The sequence below is a fragment of the Pedococcus dokdonensis genome (assembly GCF_900104525.1).
Taxonomy (GTDB): Bacteria; Actinomycetota; Actinomycetes; order Actinomycetales; family Dermatophilaceae; genus Pedococcus; species Pedococcus dokdonensis.
Window position 1 is genome coordinate 2694474 of record NZ_LT629711.1, and the last position, 21738, is coordinate 2716211.

Sequence of the window (21738 nt, forward strand, 5' to 3'; positions counted from 1 at the left end):
GGGGCCGGTTCTCTGCGTTGGCGACCGGGAGCAGTTCACCCTTACTGGCGGCCAGCCGACCTGCCGCCCTGAGCCCGGTTCTTACGTGGTCGTCCACGCCACCGTTGTTCCCCTATGTCGTCGTCCGGGGCACGAGCACCCGGACCGCCCACGGGGTATCGGCATCGGCGTCGTCGAGGTCCTGCTCGACGATCCTGAACCCTCGACCCCGGGCCCACATCGCCGCACGGCTCATCGTGTACTCGAGGTCAGCCGTCCACGCCTCTGCGTACTCGCCGGGATTGGCGTCCGCCAGCATGGCTGCAATCTCCCCGCCACTGTCCTTGGTGTAGCGCAGCATCCCGTACGCCTCGGCGTCAGCCGGGGCGATGTAGATTTCGACCTCCACCGTCGCGCCGCGGGGCGCGTCGAAGCCGGCCCCGTCCAAGCCGGGCCCGCTCCATGTGCGGTCGCCGTCCACCTCCCCCAGCAGGAAGGACCGGCGGGCGCCGTCCTCGCTCACCGGGAGGTTGGACGTGGGCTCGAGGCCCACGGCAAACAGCTCACCGGTCCAGGCGTCCCACGCCGTGTCGTACTCGTCCTCGTCGCCCGGAGCGATGAAGGTGGCCGCGTGATGGGTGACGTTCATGCTTCCTCCGTGGGCAGCTGGTGGGCAGATGGTGGGCAGAACAGGGGTCAGTGGGCAGAACTAGAGCGAAGTGGATTGAACCATGATTCTGTTGTCCTGCTTGCTGATTGAGAGTGTCCCGCCGGGCGCCCACGATGTCAATACGGACTTTTAATCCGTAGGTTGTGGGTTCGAGTCCCACGGGGCCCACCACGCACCGCCCGTGCCGCGACGGCACCGGGGCTGGAGCTGGAGCTGGAGCTGGAGCTGGAGACCAAGGTCACCACGGACCGGTTTGGCTGGCGCAGAGCCCGTTGAGAGACTGGGAGCAGAGCCGACCACGGCTCCCGGACGAGCGGTGCCGTACCCGGTGTGCGACAAGACGGCGCTCAGGGAGCTCATCATGGCTTGGCTCGTGCTCGTCGTCTCGGGTGTCCTCGAAGCGGTGTGGGCCGTCGCCCTCGGCAGGTCCGAAGGCTTCTCCCGCCCGACCCCTTCGCTCGTGTTCGTCGTCGGTCTGCTGCTGAGCATGGGCGGACTGGCCTACGCGTTGCGGTCCGTCCCCGTCGGGACCGGGTATGCCGTGTGGGTGGGCATCGGCGCGGCGCTGACCGTGGCGTACGGGATGGTGACGGGGGCCGAGTCCGTCACCCCGGTGAAGCTGCTGCTCATCGCAGGTCTCGTCGGGTGCGTGGTCGGCCTCAAGCTGGCCCACTGAGCGGGCGATGAGTCCTGCTGCGCGCGGCGGTCAGAATGGCGACCGGACCACCACGCAGGACAGCAGGAGGACACATGTCGTTCCAGGCCTACCTCGACGCGCTCGAGACGAAGACCGGCAGGACCCCGCAGGAGCTCCTCGACGAGGCGCACGCCAAGGGATTCGGCACCGACACCAAGGCGGGGGTCGTGTGCGAGTGGCTCAAGGACGACTACGGCGTGGGGCGCGGGCACGCGATGGCGTTCGTGCACGTCCTGACCAAGGGTCCACAGATCAGCGACAAGCACGTCGGCACCACTGGGGTTCACCGCGACGAGTCCAACCTGCTGCGCCTCGACGGCATCGCCCGACGGGACAGCTGAGGCCCCGCCCGGTCACGTCACGATCGGCTCCCGAAGCGGTCACTGAGGTGGGCAGACCACATCGAGGACAGGCGGCGAGCGTTGGCCACATCCATCGTCAGCTACGAGCTGCGGGCGGCGGGCAGGACGACGACCCGCTGCTCGACTACCTCACGACGCTGGAGGACTGGTGGCACTACCTCGCCCGCACCTGGGTCGTGGTGACCTCGAAGTACGCGACCCTGCTGCGGGCCGAGCTCGGCGAGCACCTGCATCCCGATGACCTGCTGCTGGTTGTGAAGTCGGGTGGGGTGGGGGCGTGGGCCGGCTTCCCCGAGCGCCCGGACGCCTGGCTGCGGCGGCACGTCTAGACGGGACTTCGGGCTGCTCCCACGGGCCTGTACGCTTTGGTTAGGTAAGCCTTTCCTATGCGGCCGGTCGGGTCGCGCTGACCCAGGAGACTCACGTGGCTCTTCGACCGTTCATCCTCGCTGCACTCGGCGTCGCGAGCCTGCTCGGGGTCGCCGCCTGCAGCGGCGACGGCAGCCTCGAAGCGGGCAAGGACCTCGACCCCGACAAGCTGACCATCTACAGCGCGCAGCACGAGAACCTCACGCAGGCCTGGGCCGAGAAGTTCAAGCAGGACACCGGGATCGACGTGCAGATCCGTTATGGCAGCGACTCGTCGATGGGCAACCAGATCGTCCAGGAGGGTGCCAAGTCCCCGGCCGACGTGTTCCTCACCGAGAACTCCCCGGCCATGACGACGGTCCAGGACGCGGGCCTGCTGGCGACGGTCGACGACAAGACCATCGCTCAGGTCGGCAGCGACCACGTGCCCTCCAGCAAGGAGTGGATCGGGATCGCCGCCCGCTCCACCGTGCTGGTCTACAACCCCAGCAAGATCAGCGAGGCCGAGCTGCCGACGTCGATCATGGACCTGCAGGACCCGAAGTGGAGCGGCAAATGGGGTGCGGCCGCCGGCGGCGCCGACTTCCAGGCCATCGTCTCGGCGATCCTCGACACGCAGGGCGAGGCCAGGACGGCGGCCTGGCTCAAGGGCCTCAAGGACGGCGGCAAGATCTACCAGAACAACATCGCCGTGATGAAGGCCGTGAATGCCGGCCAGGTGCCGGTCGGGATCATGTACCACTACTACTGGTACCGCGACCAGGCCCTCACGAAGGCGGGCAGCGGCAACACCAAGCTCCTCTACTTCCACCACCAGGACCCCGGTGCGTTCGTGAGCCTGTCCGGTGGTGCGGTCCTCAAGTCGAGCAAGCACGCGGCCAACGCCCAGAAGTTCCTCGCCTTCGTCACCAGCCCCGAGGGGCAGAAGATGCTGGCCACGAGCGGCGCCAAGGAGTATGCGGTCGGCACCAGTGTCGCGTCCGACCCGGCCCTGGAGCCGCTGGACTCCCTGGAAGCACCCGACATCGACCCCTCGAAGCTCAATGGCCCCAAGGTGATCGAGCTCATGACGAAGGCAGGCATCCTCTAGGTGGCCAGGTCCGCGAGGGGGGCGGCGTCCCCCATCCCGGTCGTCGTGACGAGCCTCGCGGTGGCGGCACTCTGCTTGCTGCCGCTGGGCGTGGTGGTGGCGTCCGGCGTCGACGTGGGCTGGGACGCCGCACGCACGCTGCTGTGGCGACCTCGGGTGGGCGAGCTGCTCCGCAACACCACCGCACTCGTCGTCCTCACGGTCGCCGCGACGACCTTGCTCGGCATCGTCACGGCCTGGCTGGTCGAGCGGACCGCGCTGCCGGGTGCACGGGTGTGGCGCGTGCTCATGGTCTGCCCGCTTGCAGTGCCGGCCTTCGTCAACAGCTATGCGTGGGTCACCGTCCGCCCCGACCTCGAAGGGCTGCGCGGCGCGGTGCTGGTGACCACGCTCTCCTACTTCCCGTTCGTCTTCCTGCCGGTGTCCGCGGCGCTGCGCAGCCTCGACCCGACGGTCGAGGAGACGGCCCGTTCCCTCGGGCTGGGTCCGTGGCGGGCCTTCCTGCGCGCGGTGCTGCCCCAGCTGCGGCACGCCACGGTCGGCGGGATGCTGCTCGTGTCGTTGCACCTGCTGGCCGAGTTCGGGGTGCTCGCGATGCTGCGCTTCCCGACGTTCACGACGGCGATCCTGGAGCAGTTCCAGGTCGCCTTCAGCGACAGCGCGGGCAGCCTCCTCGCCCTGGTCCTGATGGCCCTGTGCCTCGGCCTGCTCACCGCCGACCAGCTGCTGCGGGGCACCAGCCGTCAGGCGCGGGTCGGCCGCGGCACCTCGCGACGCGTGGTGCCCGCAGCCCTCGGCCGGTGGACCGCACCGGCGCTGCTCCTGATGGCCTCCCTCACCGCAGCCGCGCTGGGGGTCCCGATCGCGAGCCTCGCCCGGTGGCTCGCCGCCGGTGACCCCACCTTCGACGCGCACACCTGGCTGGTGACGGTCGGCAGCACGATCGGATTCGCTGTCGTGGCAGGCCTGCTCACGGTCCTGGCCGCCTTCCCGGTCGCCTGGCTGATCAGCCGTCGCAGGTCCTGGCTGAGCATCCTCATCGAGCGAGCCACGTATGTCGCGTCGTCGCTCCCCGGGGTCGTGGTCGCCCTCGCACTGGTCACCCTGACGATCCGTTACGCGCGCCCGGTCTACCAGACGAGCATCGTGTTGGTCGCGGCATACGCGATCCTGTTCATCCCCAGGGCGATGGTGAGCATCCGCGCCTCCATGGCGCACGCACCCGAGGAGCTGATGCAGGCGGCGCGGGCGCTCGGCGCCGGGCCGACGCGGGCCTTCGCCCGCGTGCTGCTGCCGCTGACGCTCCCAGGTGCACTGGCGGGCTTCGCGATGGTGTTCATCGCCGTCTCGACAGAGCTGACGGCCACGCTGATCCTCGCTCCCACGGGCGTGCGGACCCTCGCCACCGCGTTCTGGAGCGCCAGTGAGAGCATCGACTACGCGGGCGCGGCCCCCTACGCCGCGGCCCTCATCCTCGTGTCGACTCCCGTGACCTATCTGCTGCTGCATCGTTCCGACCAGGAGCCTGACCTGTGACCAGCCTTCACGTGCGCGGCGTGCGTGCCAGCTACGGGCCGACCGAGGTGCTGCACGGCATCGACCTGGTGGTGCCCTCGGGCTCGACGACCGCGATCCTCGGGCCGTCCGGCTGTGGCAAGACCACCCTGCTGCGGGTGGTCACCGGTTTCCAGACACCGACTGCGGGCTCGGTGGCCCTCGACGACGAGACCGTCGCGGGCGACGGTTCCTGGACTCCGCCGGAGCGCAGGCGGATCGGCTACGTCGCCCAGGAGGGCAACCTCTTCCCCCACCTGTCGATCGCGGCCAACGTCGCCTTCGGGCTCCCTCGCTCCGAGCGCAAGGACACCGCTCGGATCTCGCAGCTGCTCGAGCTGCTCGGTCTCGACGCGGGCCTGATGGGGCGGCGCCCGGACCAGCTCTCCGGTGGCCAGCAGCAACGCGTCGCGATCGCCCGCGCCCTCGCCCCTCGACCGCGGCTGGTCGTGCTCGACGAGCCGTTCAGCTCCCTCGACACCGGGCTCCGCGCCGCCACCCGCGAAGCGGTGGCCGAGGCACTGCACCACGAGCGCGTCACGGTCGTCCTCGTCACGCACGACCAGGCCGAGGCGCTGTCGTTCGCCGACCAGGTGGCGATCATGCACGACGGTCACCTCGCCCAGGTCGGCACGCCCCTGCAGGTGTATGGCGCCCCGGCCGACCGTCGGTCGGCGCGGTTCCTCGGGGAGGCACAGTTCGTCAGCGGGGTGGTCCAGGGCCACCAGGTGGACAGCGACCTGGGTGTGCTCGAGCTCGACGAGACCGCCCCCGAGGGGCGGGTCGACGTCCTCGTCCGTCCGGAGCAGATCCGGCTCACGCGGGAGGACGGCGGCCTGCGGGCCCGTGTCGTCTCGACCACCTACTTCGGCCACGACGCCCTGGTCTCGCTCGACCTCGTCGGGCCCGACGGGAGCGCCGGACGTCGCGTCGTCGCCCGGGTCAACGGGTCAGAGGCCTGGGCGGCGGGGACGCCGGTCGCGGTGCAGGTGGTCGGCGCCGTGCGGGCCTTCCCCGACGATGCCACGGCCGACGGCTGACCGCCGCCGCAGGGCGCCTGCCGTCGCCCGGGCGCGGCGACCCACCGCCGCCGAGGCCCAGCCCCAGACCTTCCAGTAGAGCAGCCCGACCGCGAGCGAGGCCAGCACGGCCAGCCCGGAGCTCACGGGCATCACGTGCGGGTAGACCGCGAAGTGGGTGAGGTAGACGAAGAGCGAGGCGGACGCCACGGCAGACATCGCCCGGACGGTCACCGCCGGCACCGGCAGGGTCGGCGCCCAGATCAGCAGCAGCACTCCGGCGATGATGGTCACCTCACGTCCCGGCATGGTCGGCCAGAACCCGGGCAGCGTCAGCACCGGCACCGCCGAGACGAGCAGCCGCTGCCAGCGGTTCGTGGCCCGGCTGGCCGCCCAGCCGGTCGCGAACAGCCAGAGGAGCACGAGCGCGTTGGCTCCCCGGTACGGCCCCGCGTCCGGGATCACCACGGCATACCTGGTCAGCAGCCCCAGCCCGACCAGCGCCATCGGCACCGCGAAGGCGTGGCGCCGCTCCAGGCGGTGGAAGCCGGGGACGAGGCAGAGCGCCGCCGCCCCGACCATCAGCGCCACGAGCGCCTCGATGAACCAGAAGTGCCAGTGCGGCCCCCAGCGGGCCCAGTCGCCGAACACCTGGTTGAGGAGGAGGACGTTGCGCCAGTCATAGGTGCCGACGACCACGGCGACGACCGCGATCCAGACCGCGCTCGGCGCCCAGATGCGCAACACCCCGTGGAGGATCCGCGCCGCCCGCTCCCGTGGCGCTCGCCCGGTGAGCTGGAAGCGCGCGAGGTTGTAGCCCGCGATGACGAGCAGGGTGTGCGCACCGCCGGGGAGATCGGCCAGCTTGGTGTGGTTGGAGAGGATCAGCAGGACGGCCAGTGCCCTGATGACGACGTTGGTCTCCACGCGCCGCCAGCGGGGCCTCGCGTCGCTGGCGGTGACCGGGATCGTGCTGGCCTCGGCGAGGTCCGTGGGCGTGCGCCGTTGCCAGTCGGCGGGCAGGGTGCCGAGCACCTCCTCGAGGCGGACGGACACCTCGACATACGACAGCGAGTCGCCGCCGAGGTCGACGAAGCTGGTGCGGGCGCTGGCAGCCGGGCACCCGAGCAGGTCGCGGTAGAGCCGCACGACGAGCTCGCACCGGTCCGCGCCCGCGGTGTCCACCTCCGCCGCGACGGCGGTCAGCTGGGTCCGCATCTCCACGTAGTCGGGTTTGCCCGAGGCGAGGATCGGCAGCTCGCAGCCGTCGAGGACGACCACCGACGTGCGAGGAAGCCCGTGCCGGTCCCCCAAGGTCTCGAGCAGGGTCTCGGCGTGGCCGGGGCGCGGCGTCACCACGCCGAGCCGGCCACCGAGGTCGAGGCAGCGGACGGGGGCACCCGCAGCGCCGAGGTCACCCTCGAGGTGGTCGAGGTCGAGCCTCAGCCCCAGCACCTTCGCGAACCGGCTCCGGCGGCCGACCACGCGCACCACGCCGGCCGCGTCGACGGTGCCGAGGTCACCGGTGCGCAGCTCGTGCACGTCGCGGCCCCGGGCGAGGTCGGCCACGCCGGTCGCGTAACCCAGCATCACGTTCGGGCCGCTGTAGACGAGCTCGCCGACGCCCTCGGCGAGCGGCTCGTCGTGGGCCGGGACCGCGTCGACGCGGAACGACCCACCCGGCACGGCCACGCCGACGGCATCGGGATGTGTGGCCGCCAGCTCCGGCGGCAGCACCGCCATCCGGGCCGTGGCCTCGGTCTGTCCGTACATCGTCGAGAAGCGCCAGCCCCGCTCCGCGGCGAGGGCCCGGAACCGGTCGGCCGTCGCGGCGGGCAGCGGCCCGCCGGCCTGGGTGAGCGTGCGCAGGCCGGGGAGGTCCCGCTCGGCGAAGCCGCTGCGCTCGAGCAGGTCGTAGGTGTGCGGGACCCCGGCCAGCCCCGTCGCCCCCGAGTCGCGAAAGAGCGTCCAGAAGCAGGGGTCGACGACGGAGAGGTCGCTCAGGACGAGGCTGCCACCACAGGCCAGGTGGCTGTGCACCACGGACAAGCCGTAGCTGTAGTGCACCGGGAGCGCGGCCATCGCCCGGTCGCGCTCGGTCAGGTGGAGGGCCTCCACGATCGAGGCCGCGTTGCTGTCGAGGTTGTCGTGGGAGAGGCGCACCAGCTTCGGTGACCCCGTCGAGCCCGACGTCGGGAGCAGGAGCGCGAGATCGGGGTGCAGGTCGTGCTCGGGCACCCCGACCTGCGGCGCCACCGTCCACGCCGAACCCGAGCGCTGGGCGACCGTCCCCGGGCGGAAGCGCTCGACGAGCCCCGCCACGTGGGCCGGTCGGTCACCGGGCGCGAGGAGCACCACGTGCCCAAGGCTCAGGGCCGCGAGGTAGGTGGTGAGCCAGTCGACCGTGTTCTCGGCCGCCAGGAGCACGAGCTGCCGGGTGGTCGAGAGCTGCGTCCTGGCCGCGCGCACGGCGCCGGCGAGCTCGCGGTAGGTGATGACGCCGTCGGGGGTGTGCACGGCCGGCCGGTCGCCCCACCCCGCCAGGCCGTCGACGAAGCCGCAGGTGGAGCGTCGCGGCTGGAGCAGGCCCGGCAGGGTGCTGCCGACCGATCGGGGGGCGGGGGGCGCGAGCGACACCGAGGCAGCATATTAGGCATGCCTTACCTAACCAACTCGCGGCCGCTCCAGGTGGTCGAGGACGAGGGCACCGACCAGCTCGGGGTGGGTGAACGGGTTGTTGTGCGACCCCGGCAGCACCACCGCACGCCCCGGCACGCCGGCCCGTGCGGCCAGCAGCTCCAGCCAGTCCCCGGTCGCGAACGAGTCCGCCTCGCCGGCCGTCAGGGTCAGCGGCACGGTCAGCAGCGGCACCCGGTCCTCGACCGTGTGCCGCCGGCCGGACTGGACGATTCGGACCAGGTCGGTGCGCACCCGGGCGACGTCCTTGAGGACGACCAGCTCCTTGGGTGTGTCCTTCCGGTATGCCGTGAGCGCAGCGGGCCCGAGCCGTCGCCACCGTCGCTGGTCGGGCCGGAAGGTCGGGCCACCCATCACTAGCGCGAGCCGTCCGGACGGCCCCGACCACTGCGCCTGCGTCTCCAGGACCGCCTCGAGCGCAGCCTGCGCACCGGTCGAGTGCCCGAAGACGACCGCCGGACCCGGGCCCAGCGTCGACACCACGCCGGCCGCCACCGCAGCCAGTCCTCCGATGGTGGGCGCGGTCCGACGTCCTCGCCCGCGCCAAGCGAGGGCGTCCATCACGACGACCACTGCCCCCTGCGTGGCGAGGTGCCGGGCGAGCGGGAGCAGGTAGCGCGGCAGGCCCAGGCCGGGCACGAGGAGCACGGTGCCCCGAGCGCCCGCCTCCCCCACCACCGGGTCGAACCGCAGGAGCCGCACCCAGGTGTCACCGACTCGGCGCCACTGCGTCGTCAGGGCCGGCTCCTGGCTGCTGTCCACCCCGTGCCTCCTCCGGCTCGCCCCTCCTGTCCCACGACGCGCGGGCTGTCCAGACAACCACATGACCGGTGCGACACTGGCACCGTGAGCAACGTGGAGGAGCAACCACAGGAGACCGTCTGCGCCACCTCCACCGCACCCGAGGGGGTCGAGGTCCTCGAGCCGCGCGACGTGCCGCTCGGCGGACCGCGCGCGATGACGGTCCGCCGCACCCTCCCCCAGCGCCAGCGCTCGCTGATCGGCGCGTGGTGCTTCGCCGACCACTACGGCCCGGACGACGTCGCGGCCAGTGGCGGCATGGACGTCCCACCCCACCCGCACACCGGCCTCCAGACGGTCAGCTGGCTCTTTGCCGGCGAGATCGAGCACCGCGACAGCCTCGGTTCCCACGCCGTCGTCCGGCCGGGGGCCGTGAACCTGATGACGGGCGGCCTCGGCATCGCCCACTCCGAGGTCTCCACGCCGGGCACCACGGTCCTGCACGGGGCACAGCTCTGGGTGGCCCTCCCCGACGCGCATCGCAACGCCCCCAAGGACTTCCAGCACCACGAGCCGACGCCCACCCGCGTCGACGGGGCCACCGTCTCGGTCTTCCTCGGCAGCCTCGCAGGCCAGTCCTCCCCCGTGCAGACCTTCACCCCGCTCCTCGGCGCGGAGGTCACCGTCGACGCAGGTGCGAGCGTGGAGCTCGCCCTCGAGGCGGCATACGAGCACGGGGTGCTGGCCGACGGCGACGGGCTCACGGTCAACGGCACCGCGACGGCGCGCAGCGCCATGGCCTACCTCCCCACCGGGACACCGACGCTCACCCTCACCAATGCGTCCGGCGCACCCTCGCGCGCGCTGCTGCTCGGCGGCCCGCCGTTCGAGGAGGAGATCGTCATGTGGTGGAACTTCGTGGGCCGCAGCCACGACGACATCGTCTCCGCGCGTGAGGAGTGGATGGCCCACAGCGCGCGGTTCGGCGAGGTCGAGGGGTATGCCGGTGAGGTCCAGCACCTGCCGGCGCCTCCCCTCCCAGCGGTGCGGATCAAGCCGCGGGCCAACGCTTCTCGGCCCACCCGGGGCTCGTGAGAGACCTGCTCGGGCGGCGTCGCGTCGTCATCGCGGCGGCGGCGTTGGCCCTGCTCGCCCTCGTGGTCCTCGCCCTCCACCTCACCTCCCCCAGGACGTCCGGCGTCGAGGGTGACTGGACGACGAGGGCACCGGGAGGCGCATCGGTCGCCGGCCGGGCCGTGCTCCTCGACGACAACGCCTCGCTCGACCTGCGCACCGGCAAGACGGTGACGCTCGGGTCAGTCCGCGGCGGCACGCCCTACGTCGCCGACGACCGGCTCATCATCGCGAGCCCGGCGCGGCTCGACTCGGCTCGGCTCGACGCGACCGCCCGGTGGACCTGGCGCGCACCGGCGGGCAGCACGGTGTCACCGCTGGCGGCCAGTGGCGGCGGCACCATCGCGTCGGTCTGTCCCGCAACGGGTCCGTGCCGACTCGTCGGCCTGGACGCGGCCGGTCGCGAGAGCTGGTCGGCCGACGGTGAGCAGCGACGAGCCCCGCTCCCCTCGGGGCCACTGCCGAAGGTCGACGCCGTGAGCGCCGGAGGAGGCGTGCGGGTCACCGACCCGAGCGGCAGGTCGAGCCTGCAGCCGGGCCGGTCGTTCCTCGCGGTCCCGGACGGGCCGGTGGTCACCGAGGTGGTGCAGGACGGCCGCTGTGTCGTCGCTGCCTTCCAGACCGCCGACCCCGCCTGGACCCAGGTCCTGCCTGCCTGCCCTGCGGGCACCCCGCGCCTCTCCGTGCCTCCGGTGGACCCCGACTTCCTCACCGTCGCCTGGCCATCCGACCGGGTGCGCCTCGAGCTCCGCACCGGCGCCCAGGCCACCACGAACGTCACGGCCGGCAAGGACACCACGATCGTCCTGCGGACGAGCGGACTCATCGCCCGCGAGACTCGGAAGTCGTTGCACACCAATCCGTTTCGCTGGGGCACGCGAGTGACGGTGCTCCAGATCGTCCCCGAGAGGGCGAGCACGGTGCGCGCCCAGGTCGTCTCCGACGAGCGGCTCACGCTCCTCCACCTCGACGCCTCGTCCCTGGTGGTGCGCGACGGCGACGAGGTGGTTCGCTACACGATCGACTGACTCGCGCGACGGATGAGGCAGACTGGCGGCATGAGTCCCGCCCCCGGCAACGGCCCCACCGGAGTGGCGGCGTACGCGCCGATCATCGTCGCGGTGTGTGCGATCGTCATCTCCCGCAAGGTGATCGAGACCGTTTTCACCGACCTCAACACCTGGCTCGCGTTCGTCATCGCCCTCGTCGTCGGCTACCTCGCCTACGTCGGGGTCGAGCGGCTCTCCAACCGCCGCAACGACAGGTCCAACGGCCCGCCCGGTCAGTCGTGAGCCACGCGCCGGGAGGGCCGGTCCTGGTCACCGGCTGTTCGTCGGGGATCGGCCGCGCCACGGCGAGCGCCCTGGCACGGGCTGGACACAGCGTCTACGCGACCGCCCGCAGACCGGAGACGCTGGGCGAGCTCGAGGCTGCCGGCCTCCACGTCCTCGCCCTCGATGTGACGTCCGAGGAGTCGATGGTGGCCGCCGTGGGCACGATCGAGGCCGAGCACGGCCGGGTCGGCGCACTGGTCAACAACGCCGGCTACGGCGAGTACGGCACCATCGAGGAGACCGACCTCGAGAAGGTGCGGACGATGTTCGAGACGAACGTCTTCGGGCTGTCGCGCATGACCCAGCTCGTGCTGCCCGCCATGCGCGCGGCCGGCGAGGGTCGGATCGTCAACGTCGGGTCGATGGGTGGGCGGTTCACCTTCCCGGTGGGTGGCTACTACCACGCGACCAAGCACGCGGTGGAGGCGCTGAGCGACGCCCTGCGCAACGAGGTGCGTGGCTTCGGCATCGGCGTCAGCCTGATCGAGCCGGGCCTGATCCGCACCGGCTTCGCGGGCACGGCGCTCTCGTCCGGTGCCGCCGCTGCACAGGGCAGCTCGCCGTATGCCGGGTTACTGGCTGCCAGCGCAGGCAACACCACGGGTGGTTATGGGAACCGCCTGGTCTCCGCCGGCCCCGAAGCCGTGGCAAAGGTGGTCCGCCGGGCGATCGAGTCCAGCCACCCCAGGCCGCGCTACGTCGTGACCCCCACTGCCAGGGCCCTGATCGCGACCCGCCGCTTCGGCGGCGACCGGCTGTGGGACCTGATGATGCGCGCCCAGTTCGGCAGCTGACGCGGCCGCCGAGCAGGCTTCGTCCCGAAGGGCCGAGCAGGTTTCGTCCCGAAGGGGCGAAGGACCTGCTCCACCCAGGGCGTGGGGTTGGCGGGCACGACCCGGCGTCGCAGGCACTACCTAGACTCGGGGCGTGGTCGCCACCGTCGCACCCCTCACCGCACCCGTCGAGCCCGACGAGGCGTTGCGGCGCATCGCCTTCCTGCTCGAGCGCGAGCGGGCGGGCACCTACCGCGTCGAGGCGTTCCGCAAGGCCGTGCTGACCGTCCGGGAGACGCCGGAGGACGAGCTGCACACCCGGCACGAGGCGGGCACGCTCCAGGACCTTCCGGGCATCGGCAAGTCCACGGCCGCGGTGGTGGCGGAGGCGCTGGACGGCGAGCTGCCGGCATACCTCGAGACGCTGCAGGGCAAGGCCAAGCCACTGGCGAAGGGCGGCACCGAGCTGCTCTCCCGGCTGAAGGGCGACTGCCATTCGCACTCCAACTGGTCGGACGGCGGCAGCCCGATCGACGAGATGGTCCTCACCGCCGTCGAGCTCGGGCACGAGTGGCTGGTGCTGACCGACCACTCCCCCCAGCTGCGGGTCGCCAACGGCCTGACCGCCGAGCGGCTCACCAAGCAGCTCGCCATCGTCGACGCGATCAACTCGTCGCTGGGTGAGGAGTTCCGGCTGCTCAAGGGCATCGAGGTCGACATCCTCGACGACGGCGCGCTCGACCAGACCGACACCATGCTCGGTCAGCTCGACCTCGTCACGGCCAGCGTCCACTCCAAGCTGAGGATGAACCGCGCCCCGATGACCAAGCGGATGGTGGCCGCGGTGTCCAACCCGCGGGTCAACGTGCTCGGCCACTGCACCGGCCGGCTGGTCGAAGGCAACCGTGGCACCCGGCCGCAGTCCGACTTCGACGCCCGGGCGGTGTTCGAGGCCTGCGCCGAGCACGACACGGCGGTCGAGATCAACAGCCGGCCGGAGCGTCGCGACCCACCCGACGACCTCATCGAGCTGGCCATGGAGGTCGGCTGCCTCTTTGCGATCGACTCCGACGCCCACGCGCCGGGGCAGCTCGAGATGAAGGCCTACGGCTGCGAACGCGCCGAGGTGCTCGGCATCGACCCCGACCGGATCGTGACGACCTGGGACGTCGACCGGCTGCTGGAGTGGACCGCCGCGAGGGCTTGACGGACCGGTCGCCGCAATGTCTTAATGAGTTAAGTCATTGCGACATTGAGGTCGACCAGAGGGGTTTCTGATGGCGGGACAGGTCGTGGGTTTGCTGGTCCTTCCACTCGTGGTCGGCTTGCTGGTCAGCGGGGTCCTCCGCGTCGTCGACACGGTGCGCTCCCGGGGCGCCGCGCGCGCTGCCCAGGCCCGGTCGCTGGTGGCCTCGGCTGCCACCGGGCTGGCCGGACTGGCCGCCACCGCGGTCTGGCTGTCGTTCGAGGGTGACCTCACGGAGGGAGTCGTGCCGGCCGCACTCCCCGCCGTCGCCTGCACGGTCGCGGTCCTCACTGCGGCGGTCGCGGAGCTGACCTGGCCACGGCCTGCGGGGGCGGTGCGCACGGCAGACCTGACCAGCCGTCGCACCCCGCGACCCGCACGGCTCTCCCGCCTGGTCGTCGTGGGCCTGTCCGCGACCGCCCTGGCCCTCCTGGTGGGCACGCTCACCGCTGCGCCCGACGGGCGCTCGTTCGACCGGACCGCCCCCGGGTTCGCGGCCATGGGCTTCCCCTACCCCGGCGCCCCGTATGCCGTGACCGTGGGCATCGCGTCCGTCGTCCTCGCGCTCGCGACGTGGTTCGGCTGGTCGCGGGTGGATGCTCGACCGTCCCTCGGCCCCGGTCACGCAGAGCTCGACGCCGCCATCCGGGGCGCGTCGATGGTGCGGGTGCTGCGCCCGGCCGCCGTGGGCTCCCTCACCACCGCCGCAGCGCTGTGGCTCTCGATGGGTGCCACCATCGGCACCGTCACCCAGAACCTGCGCATGAACGTCGCGTCGGCCCCCCAGCCGCCGTTCGACTGGGTGCAGAACCTCGGCTTCGCGGCCGTCGGCGCCGGGGTCGCCCTGCTGCTCCTCACCCTCGCCGCCCTCCTGTCGGGCAGCCCGCGACTGCCCCGCCAGGACCCCGCACCGGTCAGGGACCCAGCCGAGGTGGGTGCGTGAGCGACCTGCTGGTCACCATCGACCTCGCCGCCGCCGAGCCGCCCTACGAGCAGGTCCGGGCCCAGCTGGCCGGCCTGATCGGCCGCGGGAGCCTGGCCGAGGGCGACCGGCTGCCGACGGTGCGCGCCCTCGCGGCCGACCTGGGGCTTGCGGTCAACACCGTGGCCCGCGCCTACAAGGAGCTCGAGGCGGAGGGCCTGGTGACCACGCGCCGGCGGGCCGGGACGGTCGTCGCGGCCGGCTCCCAACCGCTCGACGTCGCCCTCAACCGCAGCGCCGCCGACTACGCGATCCGGGCCGCCCGTGCCGGTCTCAGCGAGTCGGCCGCGGTCGACCTGGTGCGCGCAGCGCTGCGCGAGGCACGCGCCTGACCAGCCCCGCGGCATACCGTGGACTTCGCGGCGTGGCCCCACCCGCGAGACCGGGCGCCAACGCCCGTGCCGCCGTTTTGGTCATTCGCGGGGTCTGCCCTTATGCTTTCGCGAGTCCTCGACGGATCCGCGCCTGGCGCTAAACGGCGGGGGGCCGTTGACAAGGTCCCCATCGTCTAGCGGCCCAGGACCCCGCCCTTTCACGGCGGTAGCACGGGTTCGAATCCCGTTGGGGATACGCACCACCAGCACCACCAAGGCCCCGTAGCGCAGTTGGTTAGCGCGCCGCCCTGTCACGGCGGAGGTCGCCGGTTCGAGCCCGGTCGGGGTCGCCCCACACGAAGGGCCCGCACGAGAGTGCGGGCCCTTCGGCATTCCTCCGCACTTCTGGCCAGCCGTGCCGCGTGTCGGGCGCCGGGAAGCGCTCCCACCCATCACCGGTGGCCAGAAGTCGGGGATGAGTCAGTTGGTGCTGACCTCGATGGCGATCTTGCCGCGCACGTGGCCGGACTGGCTCAGCTCGAACGCCTTGGCCACGTCGGCCAGCGCGAACACCTCGGCCACCGGCACGGTCAGCCGGCCTTCGTCGGCCAGGTCACCCAGCGCCGTGAGGTCCTCTGCGCTCGGACGCACCCAGGCGGAGATCCCGCCCTTCTCGGCCACCGTGCCGTCGGCGATCGACCCGTGCCGCCCAGCATCCGCCAGCACGGCCAGCGTCGAGTCGAGCACGCCACCGACGAAGTCGGCCACGACGTCCACGCCGTCGGGCGCCAGCTCGCGCACCCGCTCGGCCAGCCCGTCGCCATACGTCACGGGCTCGGCACCCAGCCCGCGCAGGAACTCGTGGTTGCCCTCCGAGGCCGTGCCGATGACGCGCGCGCCGAGCGCCTTGGCGATCTGGACGGCCAACAGGCCGACGCCGCCGGCCGCGGCGTGCACGAGGACCGTCTCGCCGTCCTTGAGGCCGAGCCGTGCGAGCAGCTGGTATGCCGTGAGCCCCGCGAGCGGGAGACCAGCGGCCTGGTGCCAGTCGAGCGACTTCGGCTTGCGGGCGACCGTGCGCACCGGCGCGGTCACGAGCTCGGCGAACGTCCCGCCCTGCACCCAGTCCTTGCGGGCGTAGGCGATCACCTCGTCGCCGACCGACCACTCGGGCGTGTCGAGGCCCACGGCCTCGACGACCCCGGCGACGTCCCAGCCGGGGATGGCGGGGAACTCGACGACCATCAGGCCGTCGAGGTAGCCCTTGGCCACCTTCCAGTCGACGGGATTGACCGCGGCGCTTCGGACGCGGATCAGCACCTCACCCGGGCCCACCTTGGGGGTCGGCAGGTCGGAGAGCTGGAGGATGTCGGGGTCGCCGTACTCGGCGTAGGTGATTGCCTTCATGCCCAGCGCAACCACCGAGCCACTCGCGGGCATTCCTGCGCGGGAGGCACTGTGAGCCACGGAACGCAGCGACGCCCCGAGAGCCGCATCGGTGGGCCGTCAGTCGCCCTGGCTGAGCCGGGCCCGCCACCGGGCCGTGAGGTCGGCCTCACGAGCGGGCGGGCCGGGCAGCGGGCCGGCGGCCGGTGCCCGCAGCGCTTGCAGCAGCAGGGCGAGGTAGCGGCGACGCAGCGATGCGCCCCCATCGGCACCCGGCAGCTCGACCAGGGACACCGTCTCGAGCAGGAGCACGATGTCGGCCTCGGTCACGTCGTCGCGCAGCTCGCCGGCCTTGCGCACCCGGCGGAAGAGCCGCCCGGACAGTCTCGCGGCGCGCTGGGCCGTCAGGGTGAGCTCGGGCGTGGGGGTGAAGGTGCCGGCCAGCCGTTGCGCCAGCGCCTGGCTCTGCCCGTCGAGCACCTCCTGGAGACAGGTGACGTAGGCCGTCCAGGGGTCGTCGTCGGACGCGAGCGCGGCCTCGAGCGACGCGGCATACCTCGTGAGGCCGTCCTCGGCCAGCGCCCGCAACAGCTGCTCCTTGCTCGGGTAGCGCCGGTAGAGGGCGCTGATGCCCACCCCAGCCGCAGCCGCCACCGACGAGATGGGGGCGTCCGGGTCGGCCAGGAAGACGGCGCGGGCGGCGTCGAGGATCCGGCCGTCGTTGCGGGCCGCCTCGGCTCGGCGACCGCTCATGGGGGGCTGCTGGGCTGCTTCGGGCACAAACCCAGAATAACAGTGGAACGAAACGTTCCGCTCTGCTACCTTGGAACGGAACCAAACATTCCGTTTCACTCGCTGCACCTCCCGAAAGGACCAGACCATGGGCTTCGAAGTCCTCACCACCTCCCTCACCGCACTGCAGCAGGTCGCCGACGGCGTGACCGACGACCAGCTGGACGCGTCCACCCCCTGCGCCGAGTGGACGGTGGCCCAGGTGCTGCTGCACGCCGCCGGCGACCAGCACGCCTGGGCGAGCTACGTCGGCAGCGGGGCGCTGCCCACCTACAACCCGTTCGACCCCCCGGCTCGCCCGGAAGGCACCGCGAGCGAGCTCGTCTCCGCCGCCGTGTCCGCCGCCACCGCCGCGTGGGAGTCCGTGGACCCCGCCTCCGAGGCGGTCCCGACTCCGCTCCCTCCCGTGCCCACCCTGCGAGCCGACCTCGCGGCGGCCGCGTGTGCACTGGACGCGGCGGTCCACGCGTGGGACGTGGCCGTCGCGACCGGCCAGCCGTCACCGCTGACCGACGAGCTGGCCGCTGCCCTCGAGCCCGGCGCCCGGACCGTCGTGGAGCCGCTGCGTGGCTTCGCGTATGCCGCGCCGCTGGCTCCCGAGGCCGGCGAGGGTCCCGCGGCGGCCCTCCTGCGCTACCTCGGTCGCGACCCCGAGTGGGCCGCCTGAGCCGCCACGCGAGCCCCTCATCGCGAGCGAGGACACGGCGCGCCGCGCGATCGGCCGGTCTCGGCCGGGGAGCCCGGCGCGTCATGTCCTCGGTGACGAGAGGGCGTCAGGAAGGGCGGCGAGATGGGCTATGATCGTGCGGTCGCGGCGGGCCAGACCCGTCGCGGACGCATGTGAAGCACCACCCAGGCCAGGTAGCTCAGTTGGTACGAGCGTCCGACTGAAAATCGGAAGGTCGGCGGTTCGACCCCGCCCCTGGCCACCACAAGCCCGCAGGTCAGAGCACTGGCCCGCGGGTTTCGTGTTCCCCGCGCCGTTCTTCGCTCACCCACCTGCCACGCCGACCCTCGAGCCGTGGAGGGACAGCGCGCGGGCCGGGGGCTGGTGCTCGACCTCGTCATCGTCGTCGCCCTGGCGTGGGTCGTCTGGGTCACCGCCGGTGCGTATGCCGCGGAGGTGACCACCCCCGCAGGGAACGGGCGGCCGAGGGGTGGTGACCCCTCGGCGTTCAGCCGGTCCGGGCGGAACAGAGTGTTCGAGTGGGCTTCCACAGCCGGATGCAGCAAACTCGCTGTGTGCAGGATCCACAGCTTGGCGAGCTCGCGAGCTCCGGCGCCGACGGCCCCGACGGCCCCGGGGAAGTCGGTGGTGCCGGCGCCCTGGGCGACAGCGACCAACTCAGCCGCTGGTTGGTCGAGGCGTCCCCCGATGGGCTCTGGGTGTTCGACGACCAGGGCCACACCGTGCTGGCCAACGCGCGGATGGCCCAGATGCTCGGGCGGACGGCCGAGGAGATGCGGGGCCTGTCGGTCTTCGAGACCCTCGACGCAGAGGGGCAGGAGCAGTTCGCGCACCACCTGCGCGACCTGGAGGAGACGTCCGAGAGCGGCAGCAACCTCGAGTGCAGCCTGTTGCGCAAGGACGGCGAGCGGTTCTGGGCCCTGGTCAGCCACACGCCCATCAACGACGACGACGGCAAGCACGTCGGCTGGCTGCACCGGGTCACCGAGTACAGCCAGCAGCGGCGCCTGATCGACACCCTCCAGCGCCGCGAGGCCCAGCTCGCAGAGGCCCAGCGGATTGCCAAGATCGGCAGCTGGGAGTGGGACGTCGTCAACGACGTGGTCACCTGGTCCGACGAGCTCTACCGGATCTACGGCGTCACGCCCGACGACAGCTTCGTCCCCAACTACCAGGGCTTCCTCGACCGCATGCACCCCGACGACCGCGAGGTCGCGGCCACGGCGGTCCAGCAGGCGCTCGACGGCGACGGCGAGTTCGTCTTCGACGCGCGCATCTTCCGGGCCGACGGGTCGATCGCGTGGGTCCGTGGCCGCGGCCAGGTCGTCACCGGCCCCGACGGCAGGGCCGTGCGGATGGGTGGGACCTCCCAGGACATCACCGACAGCAAGGACGCCGAGCAGGCTCTCGGCCTGTTGACCGGAATGGCCACGGCGGCGAACGAGGCGACCTCGCTCGCCGAGGTGATCCCCCAGATCATGGAGCTCGTGACGACCCACACCGGGTGGCTGTCGGTGGCCGGTTGGTTGGTCGACGCCGACGGCGGGCTCGACCCGATCGCCGGACCGCAGCACGCGGTCCCGGACGAGGACCTCGACGAGGCGGAGCGGCTCGCCCACGCGGCCGTCGAGAGCCTGACGCCGCAGGCCTCACTCACCACCGAGGGCACCAGCCTGGTCGCCGCGCCGGTCGTGGCCCGTGACCGAGCCGCCTGCGTCATCGTGATGGACACGCGCGCGAACACCCCGCCGACGGAGACCGACGGGCTCACCGTCGGCCGGGCGACGTCGATCTTCGCGCGGGTCGCCGAACGCGAGCTCGCAGCCGAGGAGCTGCGCCAGGCCCGCGACAACGCCGAGAGCGCGTCGCTGGCCAAGTCTGAGTTCCTCGCGACGATGAGCCACGAGATCCGGACCCCGCTCAACGGCGTGATCGGGCTGTCCGAGCTGCTCGGCCGCACCGAGCTGAGCCCCCACCAGCGCCGGCTCGCCGACGGGATCGACGGTGCCGGTCGCAGCCTCCTCGCGCTCGTCAACGACATCCTCGACCTGTCCAAGATCGAGGCCGGGCGACTCGAGCTCGAGGCGGTCGACTTCGACCCGCGGGCCATCGTCGAGCAGAGCACCACGCTGATGGCCGAGCGGGCCCGCGCGAAGGACCTCGAGCTCGCGGTGACCTGCCTGCCCGACGTGCCCGCCGCCGTCTGCGGCGACCCGGTGCGCTTCGGGCAGGTGATCTCCAACCTCGCCTCGAACGCCGTGAAGTTCACGACCAGCGGTGAGGTGGTCGTCCGGGCCAGCGTGGAGTCGACCCACGAGGACGGCGGCACCACGATCCGCGTCGAGGTCAGTGACACCGGTTCGGGCATGACCCCCGAGGTCAAGGAGCGGCTCTTCACCGCGTTCTCCCAGGGCGACAGCTCCACCACGAGGGAGTACGGCGGCACCGGCCTGGGACTGGCCATCAGCCGCCAGATCGTCGAGCAGATGAACGGCGAGATCGGGGTCAACAGCGAGCCCGGCTACGGCAGCACGTTCTGGTTCACCGCCCGGTTCGAGCCGGCCCGCGAGGTCGAGTCGTCGGGCTCCCCACTCCCCGACGTGGCCGGCCTGCGGATCCTCGTCGTCGACGACAACGAGACCAACCGGTTCATCCTCGAGGAGCAGCTGGCCGGGTGGTCGATCGAGGCCGCGATCGCCGCCTCCGCCGTCGAAGGGCTCGGCCTGCTCGACGAGGCGCACCGCCGAAACCAGCCGTTCGACATCGTCCTGCTCGACTACGTCATGCCCGGCGTCAACGGCGAGCAGTTCGCCCGGATGGTGCGGGGCGACGGCCGGTTCGGCGACACCCGGATCATCCTGCTCACCTCGGCCATGGACCTCGACCCCGAGGTGCTGACCGCAGCCGGGATCAACGTGTCACTCACCAAGCCGGTGCTGCCCTCCAGCCTGCTCGACACCCTGGCGAACGTCGCGGGCGACCGCGCCGAGACGCTGGCCGCCCAGAACGGCGCCGAGGGCGCACCGGGTCGCACCGGCCGCGCGCCGGCCGGCTCGCGTGGTCACGTCCTCGTCGTGGAGGACAACGAGGTCAACCAGATGGTCGCCGTGGGCATCCTCGAGAGCCTCGGGTATGCCGTGACCGTCGCCGAGAACGGGCTGGCCGGCTACTACGCCTTCCAGTCGGCCGACGGCAGCTTCGACGCAGTCCTGATGGACTGCCAGATGCCGCAGATGGACGGCTACGACTCGACGCGCATGATCCGGTCCTTCGAGGACGACCAGTACCGCACCCCCATCGTCGCGATGACCGCCGCGGCGATCGCCGGCGAGCGCGAACGCTGCCTCGAGGCGGGGATGGACGACTTCCTGACCAAGCCGGTCGACGTCACCCTGCTCCGCGAGACCCTCGACCGCTGGGTCCCCGTCAAGGGCGACACCCCCCTCGACGACACCGCTCCGGACAGCCGCCGGCTGGCCGCGCTGGCCGACGGCTCGGTCCTCGACGTCTCGCGGCTGGAGGAGCTGCTCGACCTCGACCCGGGCGACCCGTCGATGCTCCTGCGCTTCATCGACCGGTTCGGCCCGAACGCCCGCGGCACGCTCGCCGGCATGCGCGAGGCACGCGAGGCCGACACGCCATACGAGCTGGGCCGCTTCGCGCACGCCCTGAAGGGCAGCGCCTCGAACCTCGGGGCGACCCGGCTGGCCACCCTCTGCAAGGAGGTCGAGGACCAGGGCGAGGACGGTGTCGTCGTCGACCAGCCCACCCTCGTGGCGGTCGAGCGCGCCCTCGACGCGGCGGTGAAGGCGCTCGAGGCCTTCGCCGTGGTGCTGCGGCGCCAGTCCTGACCCGAACCCGCAAGACGAAGCCGCCGGTCACAGGGGGCGTGACCGGCGGCTTCGTTGAAA

At 72.0% G+C, this 21738-nt stretch carries 20 protein-coding genes, 4 tRNA genes and 1 riboswitch; of the genes, 19 read left to right on the forward strand and 5 right to left on the reverse strand.

The genetic code is table 11. The features are described from left to right. Nucleotides 1-112: 112 nt before the first annotated feature. Complete coding sequence (locus BLQ34_RS12700; RefSeq protein ID WP_091786092.1) at nt 113-628, reverse strand: hypothetical protein; 516 nt, start codon at nt 626-628, stop codon at nt 113-115. A 123-nt stretch (nt 629-751) separates the two neighbouring features. Here BLQ34_RS12700 and BLQ34_RS12705 point away from each other — a divergent pair. The 7 genes from BLQ34_RS12705 to BLQ34_RS12735 all read left to right on the forward strand — a co-directional run bounded on the left by BLQ34_RS12705 (nt 752) and on the right by BLQ34_RS12735 (nt 5761). Beyond that, nucleotides 752-820, forward strand: a tRNA-OTHER gene (locus BLQ34_RS12705). Nucleotides 821-935: 115 nt separating this feature from the next. After that, nucleotides 936-999: riboswitch (guanidine-III (ykkC-III) riboswitch) on the forward strand. Nucleotides 1000-1010: 11 nt separating this feature from the next. Continuing rightward, complete coding sequence (locus BLQ34_RS12710; protein ID WP_197674699.1) at nt 1011-1325, forward strand: DMT family transporter; 315 nt, start codon at nt 1011-1013, stop codon at nt 1323-1325. 74 nt (nt 1326-1399) lie between these two features. After that, nucleotides 1400-1687 (forward strand): DUF4287 domain-containing protein, encoded by a 288-nt coding sequence (locus BLQ34_RS12715; RefSeq protein WP_091786097.1) that lies wholly within the window; start codon nt 1400-1402, stop codon nt 1685-1687. 47 nt (nt 1688-1734) lie between these two features. Further along, nucleotides 1735-2037: a hypothetical protein gene (locus BLQ34_RS12720; protein WP_091786100.1), complete on the forward strand. Its 303-nt coding sequence runs from the start codon at nt 1735-1737 to the stop codon at nt 2035-2037. Nucleotides 2038-2132: 95 nt separating this feature from the next. Continuing rightward, nucleotides 2133-3167, forward strand: coding sequence for an iron ABC transporter substrate-binding protein (locus BLQ34_RS12725; protein WP_091786103.1), 1035 nt, complete (start codon nt 2133-2135; stop codon nt 3165-3167). Nucleotides 3168-3212: 45 nt separating this feature from the next. Continuing rightward, nucleotides 3213-4703, forward strand: a complete 1491-nt coding sequence (locus BLQ34_RS12730) for an ABC transporter permease (RefSeq protein WP_231961129.1) — start codon at nt 3213-3215, stop codon at nt 4701-4703. Then, nucleotides 4700-5761, forward strand: a complete 1062-nt coding sequence (locus tag BLQ34_RS12735; protein WP_091786108.1) for an ABC transporter ATP-binding protein — start codon at nt 4700-4702, stop codon at nt 5759-5761. The genes BLQ34_RS12730 and BLQ34_RS12735 overlap by 4 nt, the downstream gene beginning before the upstream one ends. Here the strand turns inward: BLQ34_RS12735 and BLQ34_RS12740 are convergent. Together BLQ34_RS12740 and BLQ34_RS12745 are read right to left on the reverse strand one after the other, a co-directional pair. Next, the gene (locus BLQ34_RS12740) at nt 5672-8377 is read right to left on the reverse strand and encodes an AMP-binding protein (protein ID WP_231961131.1); all 2706 of its coding nucleotides are present in this window, start codon (nt 8375-8377) and stop codon (nt 5672-5674) included. The genes BLQ34_RS12735 and BLQ34_RS12740 overlap by 90 nt on opposite strands. Nucleotides 8378-8404: 27 nt before the next feature. Beyond that, nucleotides 8405-9199, reverse strand: a complete 795-nt coding sequence (locus BLQ34_RS12745; protein ID WP_157693037.1) for an alpha/beta fold hydrolase — start codon at nt 9197-9199, stop codon at nt 8405-8407. Between the two features lie 84 nt (nt 9200-9283). On the opposite strand from BLQ34_RS12745, the gene BLQ34_RS12750 reads away from it, so the two are divergent. The 9 genes from BLQ34_RS12750 (at nt 9284) to BLQ34_RS12790 (ending at nt 15311) form a co-directional block, all read left to right on the forward strand. Further along, nucleotides 9284-10273 (forward strand): pirin family protein, encoded by a 990-nt coding sequence (locus tag BLQ34_RS12750; RefSeq protein ID WP_091786113.1) that lies wholly within the window; start codon nt 9284-9286, stop codon nt 10271-10273. After that, on the forward strand, nt 10270-11340 hold the full coding sequence (locus BLQ34_RS12755; protein WP_091786116.1) for a hypothetical protein: 1071 nt from the start codon (nt 10270-10272) through the stop codon (nt 11338-11340). Before BLQ34_RS12750 ends, BLQ34_RS12755 begins: the two co-directional genes overlap by 4 nt. A gap of 30 nt (nt 11341-11370) precedes the next feature. Next, the gene (locus tag BLQ34_RS12760; RefSeq protein ID WP_091786118.1) at nt 11371-11604 is read left to right on the forward strand and encodes a hypothetical protein; all 234 of its coding nucleotides are present in this window, start codon (nt 11371-11373) and stop codon (nt 11602-11604) included. Then, a complete protein-coding gene (locus BLQ34_RS12765; protein ID WP_091786120.1) occupies nt 11601-12440 on the forward strand; it encodes an SDR family NAD(P)-dependent oxidoreductase in 840 nt (279 codons plus the stop codon). The genes BLQ34_RS12760 and BLQ34_RS12765 overlap by 4 nt, the downstream gene beginning before the upstream one ends. A 133-nt stretch (nt 12441-12573) precedes the next feature. Further along, the gene (locus tag BLQ34_RS12770) at nt 12574-13626 is read left to right on the forward strand and encodes a PHP domain-containing protein (RefSeq protein ID WP_091786123.1); all 1053 of its coding nucleotides are present in this window, start codon (nt 12574-12576) and stop codon (nt 13624-13626) included. 70 nt (nt 13627-13696) lie between these two features. Beyond that, nucleotides 13697-14608 (forward strand): hypothetical protein, encoded by a 912-nt coding sequence (locus BLQ34_RS12775; RefSeq protein WP_091786124.1) that lies wholly within the window; start codon nt 13697-13699, stop codon nt 14606-14608. Next, on the forward strand, nt 14605-14979 hold the full coding sequence (locus BLQ34_RS12780; protein ID WP_172829403.1) for a GntR family transcriptional regulator: 375 nt from the start codon (nt 14605-14607) through the stop codon (nt 14977-14979). Before BLQ34_RS12775 ends, BLQ34_RS12780 begins: the two co-directional genes overlap by 4 nt. Before the next feature lie 165 nt (nt 14980-15144). Beyond that, nucleotides 15145-15217 (forward strand) — tRNA-Glu (locus tag BLQ34_RS12785). A 20-nt stretch (nt 15218-15237) separates the two neighbouring features. Further along, nucleotides 15238-15311 (forward strand) — tRNA-Asp (locus BLQ34_RS12790). A gap of 130 nt (nt 15312-15441) precedes the next feature. On the opposite strand, the gene BLQ34_RS12795 is transcribed toward BLQ34_RS12790, so the two are convergent. Further along, nucleotides 15442-16368, reverse strand: coding sequence for an NADP-dependent oxidoreductase (locus BLQ34_RS12795; RefSeq protein ID WP_091786126.1), 927 nt, complete (start codon nt 16366-16368; stop codon nt 15442-15444). Between the two features lie 99 nt (nt 16369-16467). Beyond that, the gene (locus BLQ34_RS12800) at nt 16468-17100 is read right to left on the reverse strand and encodes a TetR/AcrR family transcriptional regulator (RefSeq protein ID WP_091786129.1); all 633 of its coding nucleotides are present in this window, start codon (nt 17098-17100) and stop codon (nt 16468-16470) included. A gap of 127 nt (nt 17101-17227) precedes the next feature. Between BLQ34_RS12800 and BLQ34_RS12805 the strand changes: the two genes are divergently transcribed. From BLQ34_RS12805 to BLQ34_RS12815, 3 genes are all read left to right on the forward strand, one after another. Continuing rightward, on the forward strand, nt 17228-17806 hold the full coding sequence (locus BLQ34_RS12805; RefSeq protein ID WP_091786132.1) for a TIGR03086 family metal-binding protein: 579 nt from the start codon (nt 17228-17230) through the stop codon (nt 17804-17806). A 188-nt stretch (nt 17807-17994) separates the two neighbouring features. Then, nucleotides 17995-18071, forward strand: a tRNA-Phe gene (locus tag BLQ34_RS12810). Between the two features lie 310 nt (nt 18072-18381). Further along, nucleotides 18382-21678 (forward strand): response regulator, encoded by a 3297-nt coding sequence (locus tag BLQ34_RS12815; RefSeq protein ID WP_172829404.1) that lies wholly within the window; start codon nt 18382-18384, stop codon nt 21676-21678. Nucleotides 21679-21738: the final 60 nt, after the last annotated feature.

Excerpts from the sequence above, each read along its gene's own strand:
- BLQ34_RS12710 (WP_197674699.1), top strand. The coding sequence starts at position 1,011 with ATGGCTTGGCTCGTGCTCGTCGTCTCGGGTGTCCTCGAAGCGGTGTGG.
- BLQ34_RS12700 (WP_091786092.1), bottom strand. The coding sequence starts at position 628 with ATGAACGTCACCCATCACGCGGCCACCTTCATCGCTCCGGGCGACGAG.
- BLQ34_RS12795 (WP_091786126.1), bottom strand. The coding sequence starts at position 16,368 with ATGAAGGCAATCACCTACGCCGAGTACGGCGACCCCGACATCCTCCAG.
- BLQ34_RS12760 (WP_091786118.1), top strand. The coding sequence starts at position 11,371 with ATGAGTCCCGCCCCCGGCAACGGCCCCACCGGAGTGGCGGCGTACGCG.
- BLQ34_RS12805 (WP_091786132.1), top strand. The coding sequence starts at position 17,228 with ATGGGCTTCGAAGTCCTCACCACCTCCCTCACCGCACTGCAGCAGGTC.
- BLQ34_RS12715 (WP_091786097.1), top strand. The coding sequence starts at position 1,400 with ATGTCGTTCCAGGCCTACCTCGACGCGCTCGAGACGAAGACCGGCAGG.
- BLQ34_RS12800 (WP_091786129.1), bottom strand. The coding sequence starts at position 17,100 with ATGAGCGGTCGCCGAGCCGAGGCGGCCCGCAACGACGGCCGGATCCTC.
- BLQ34_RS12775 (WP_091786124.1), top strand. The coding sequence starts at position 13,697 with ATGGCGGGACAGGTCGTGGGTTTGCTGGTCCTTCCACTCGTGGTCGGC.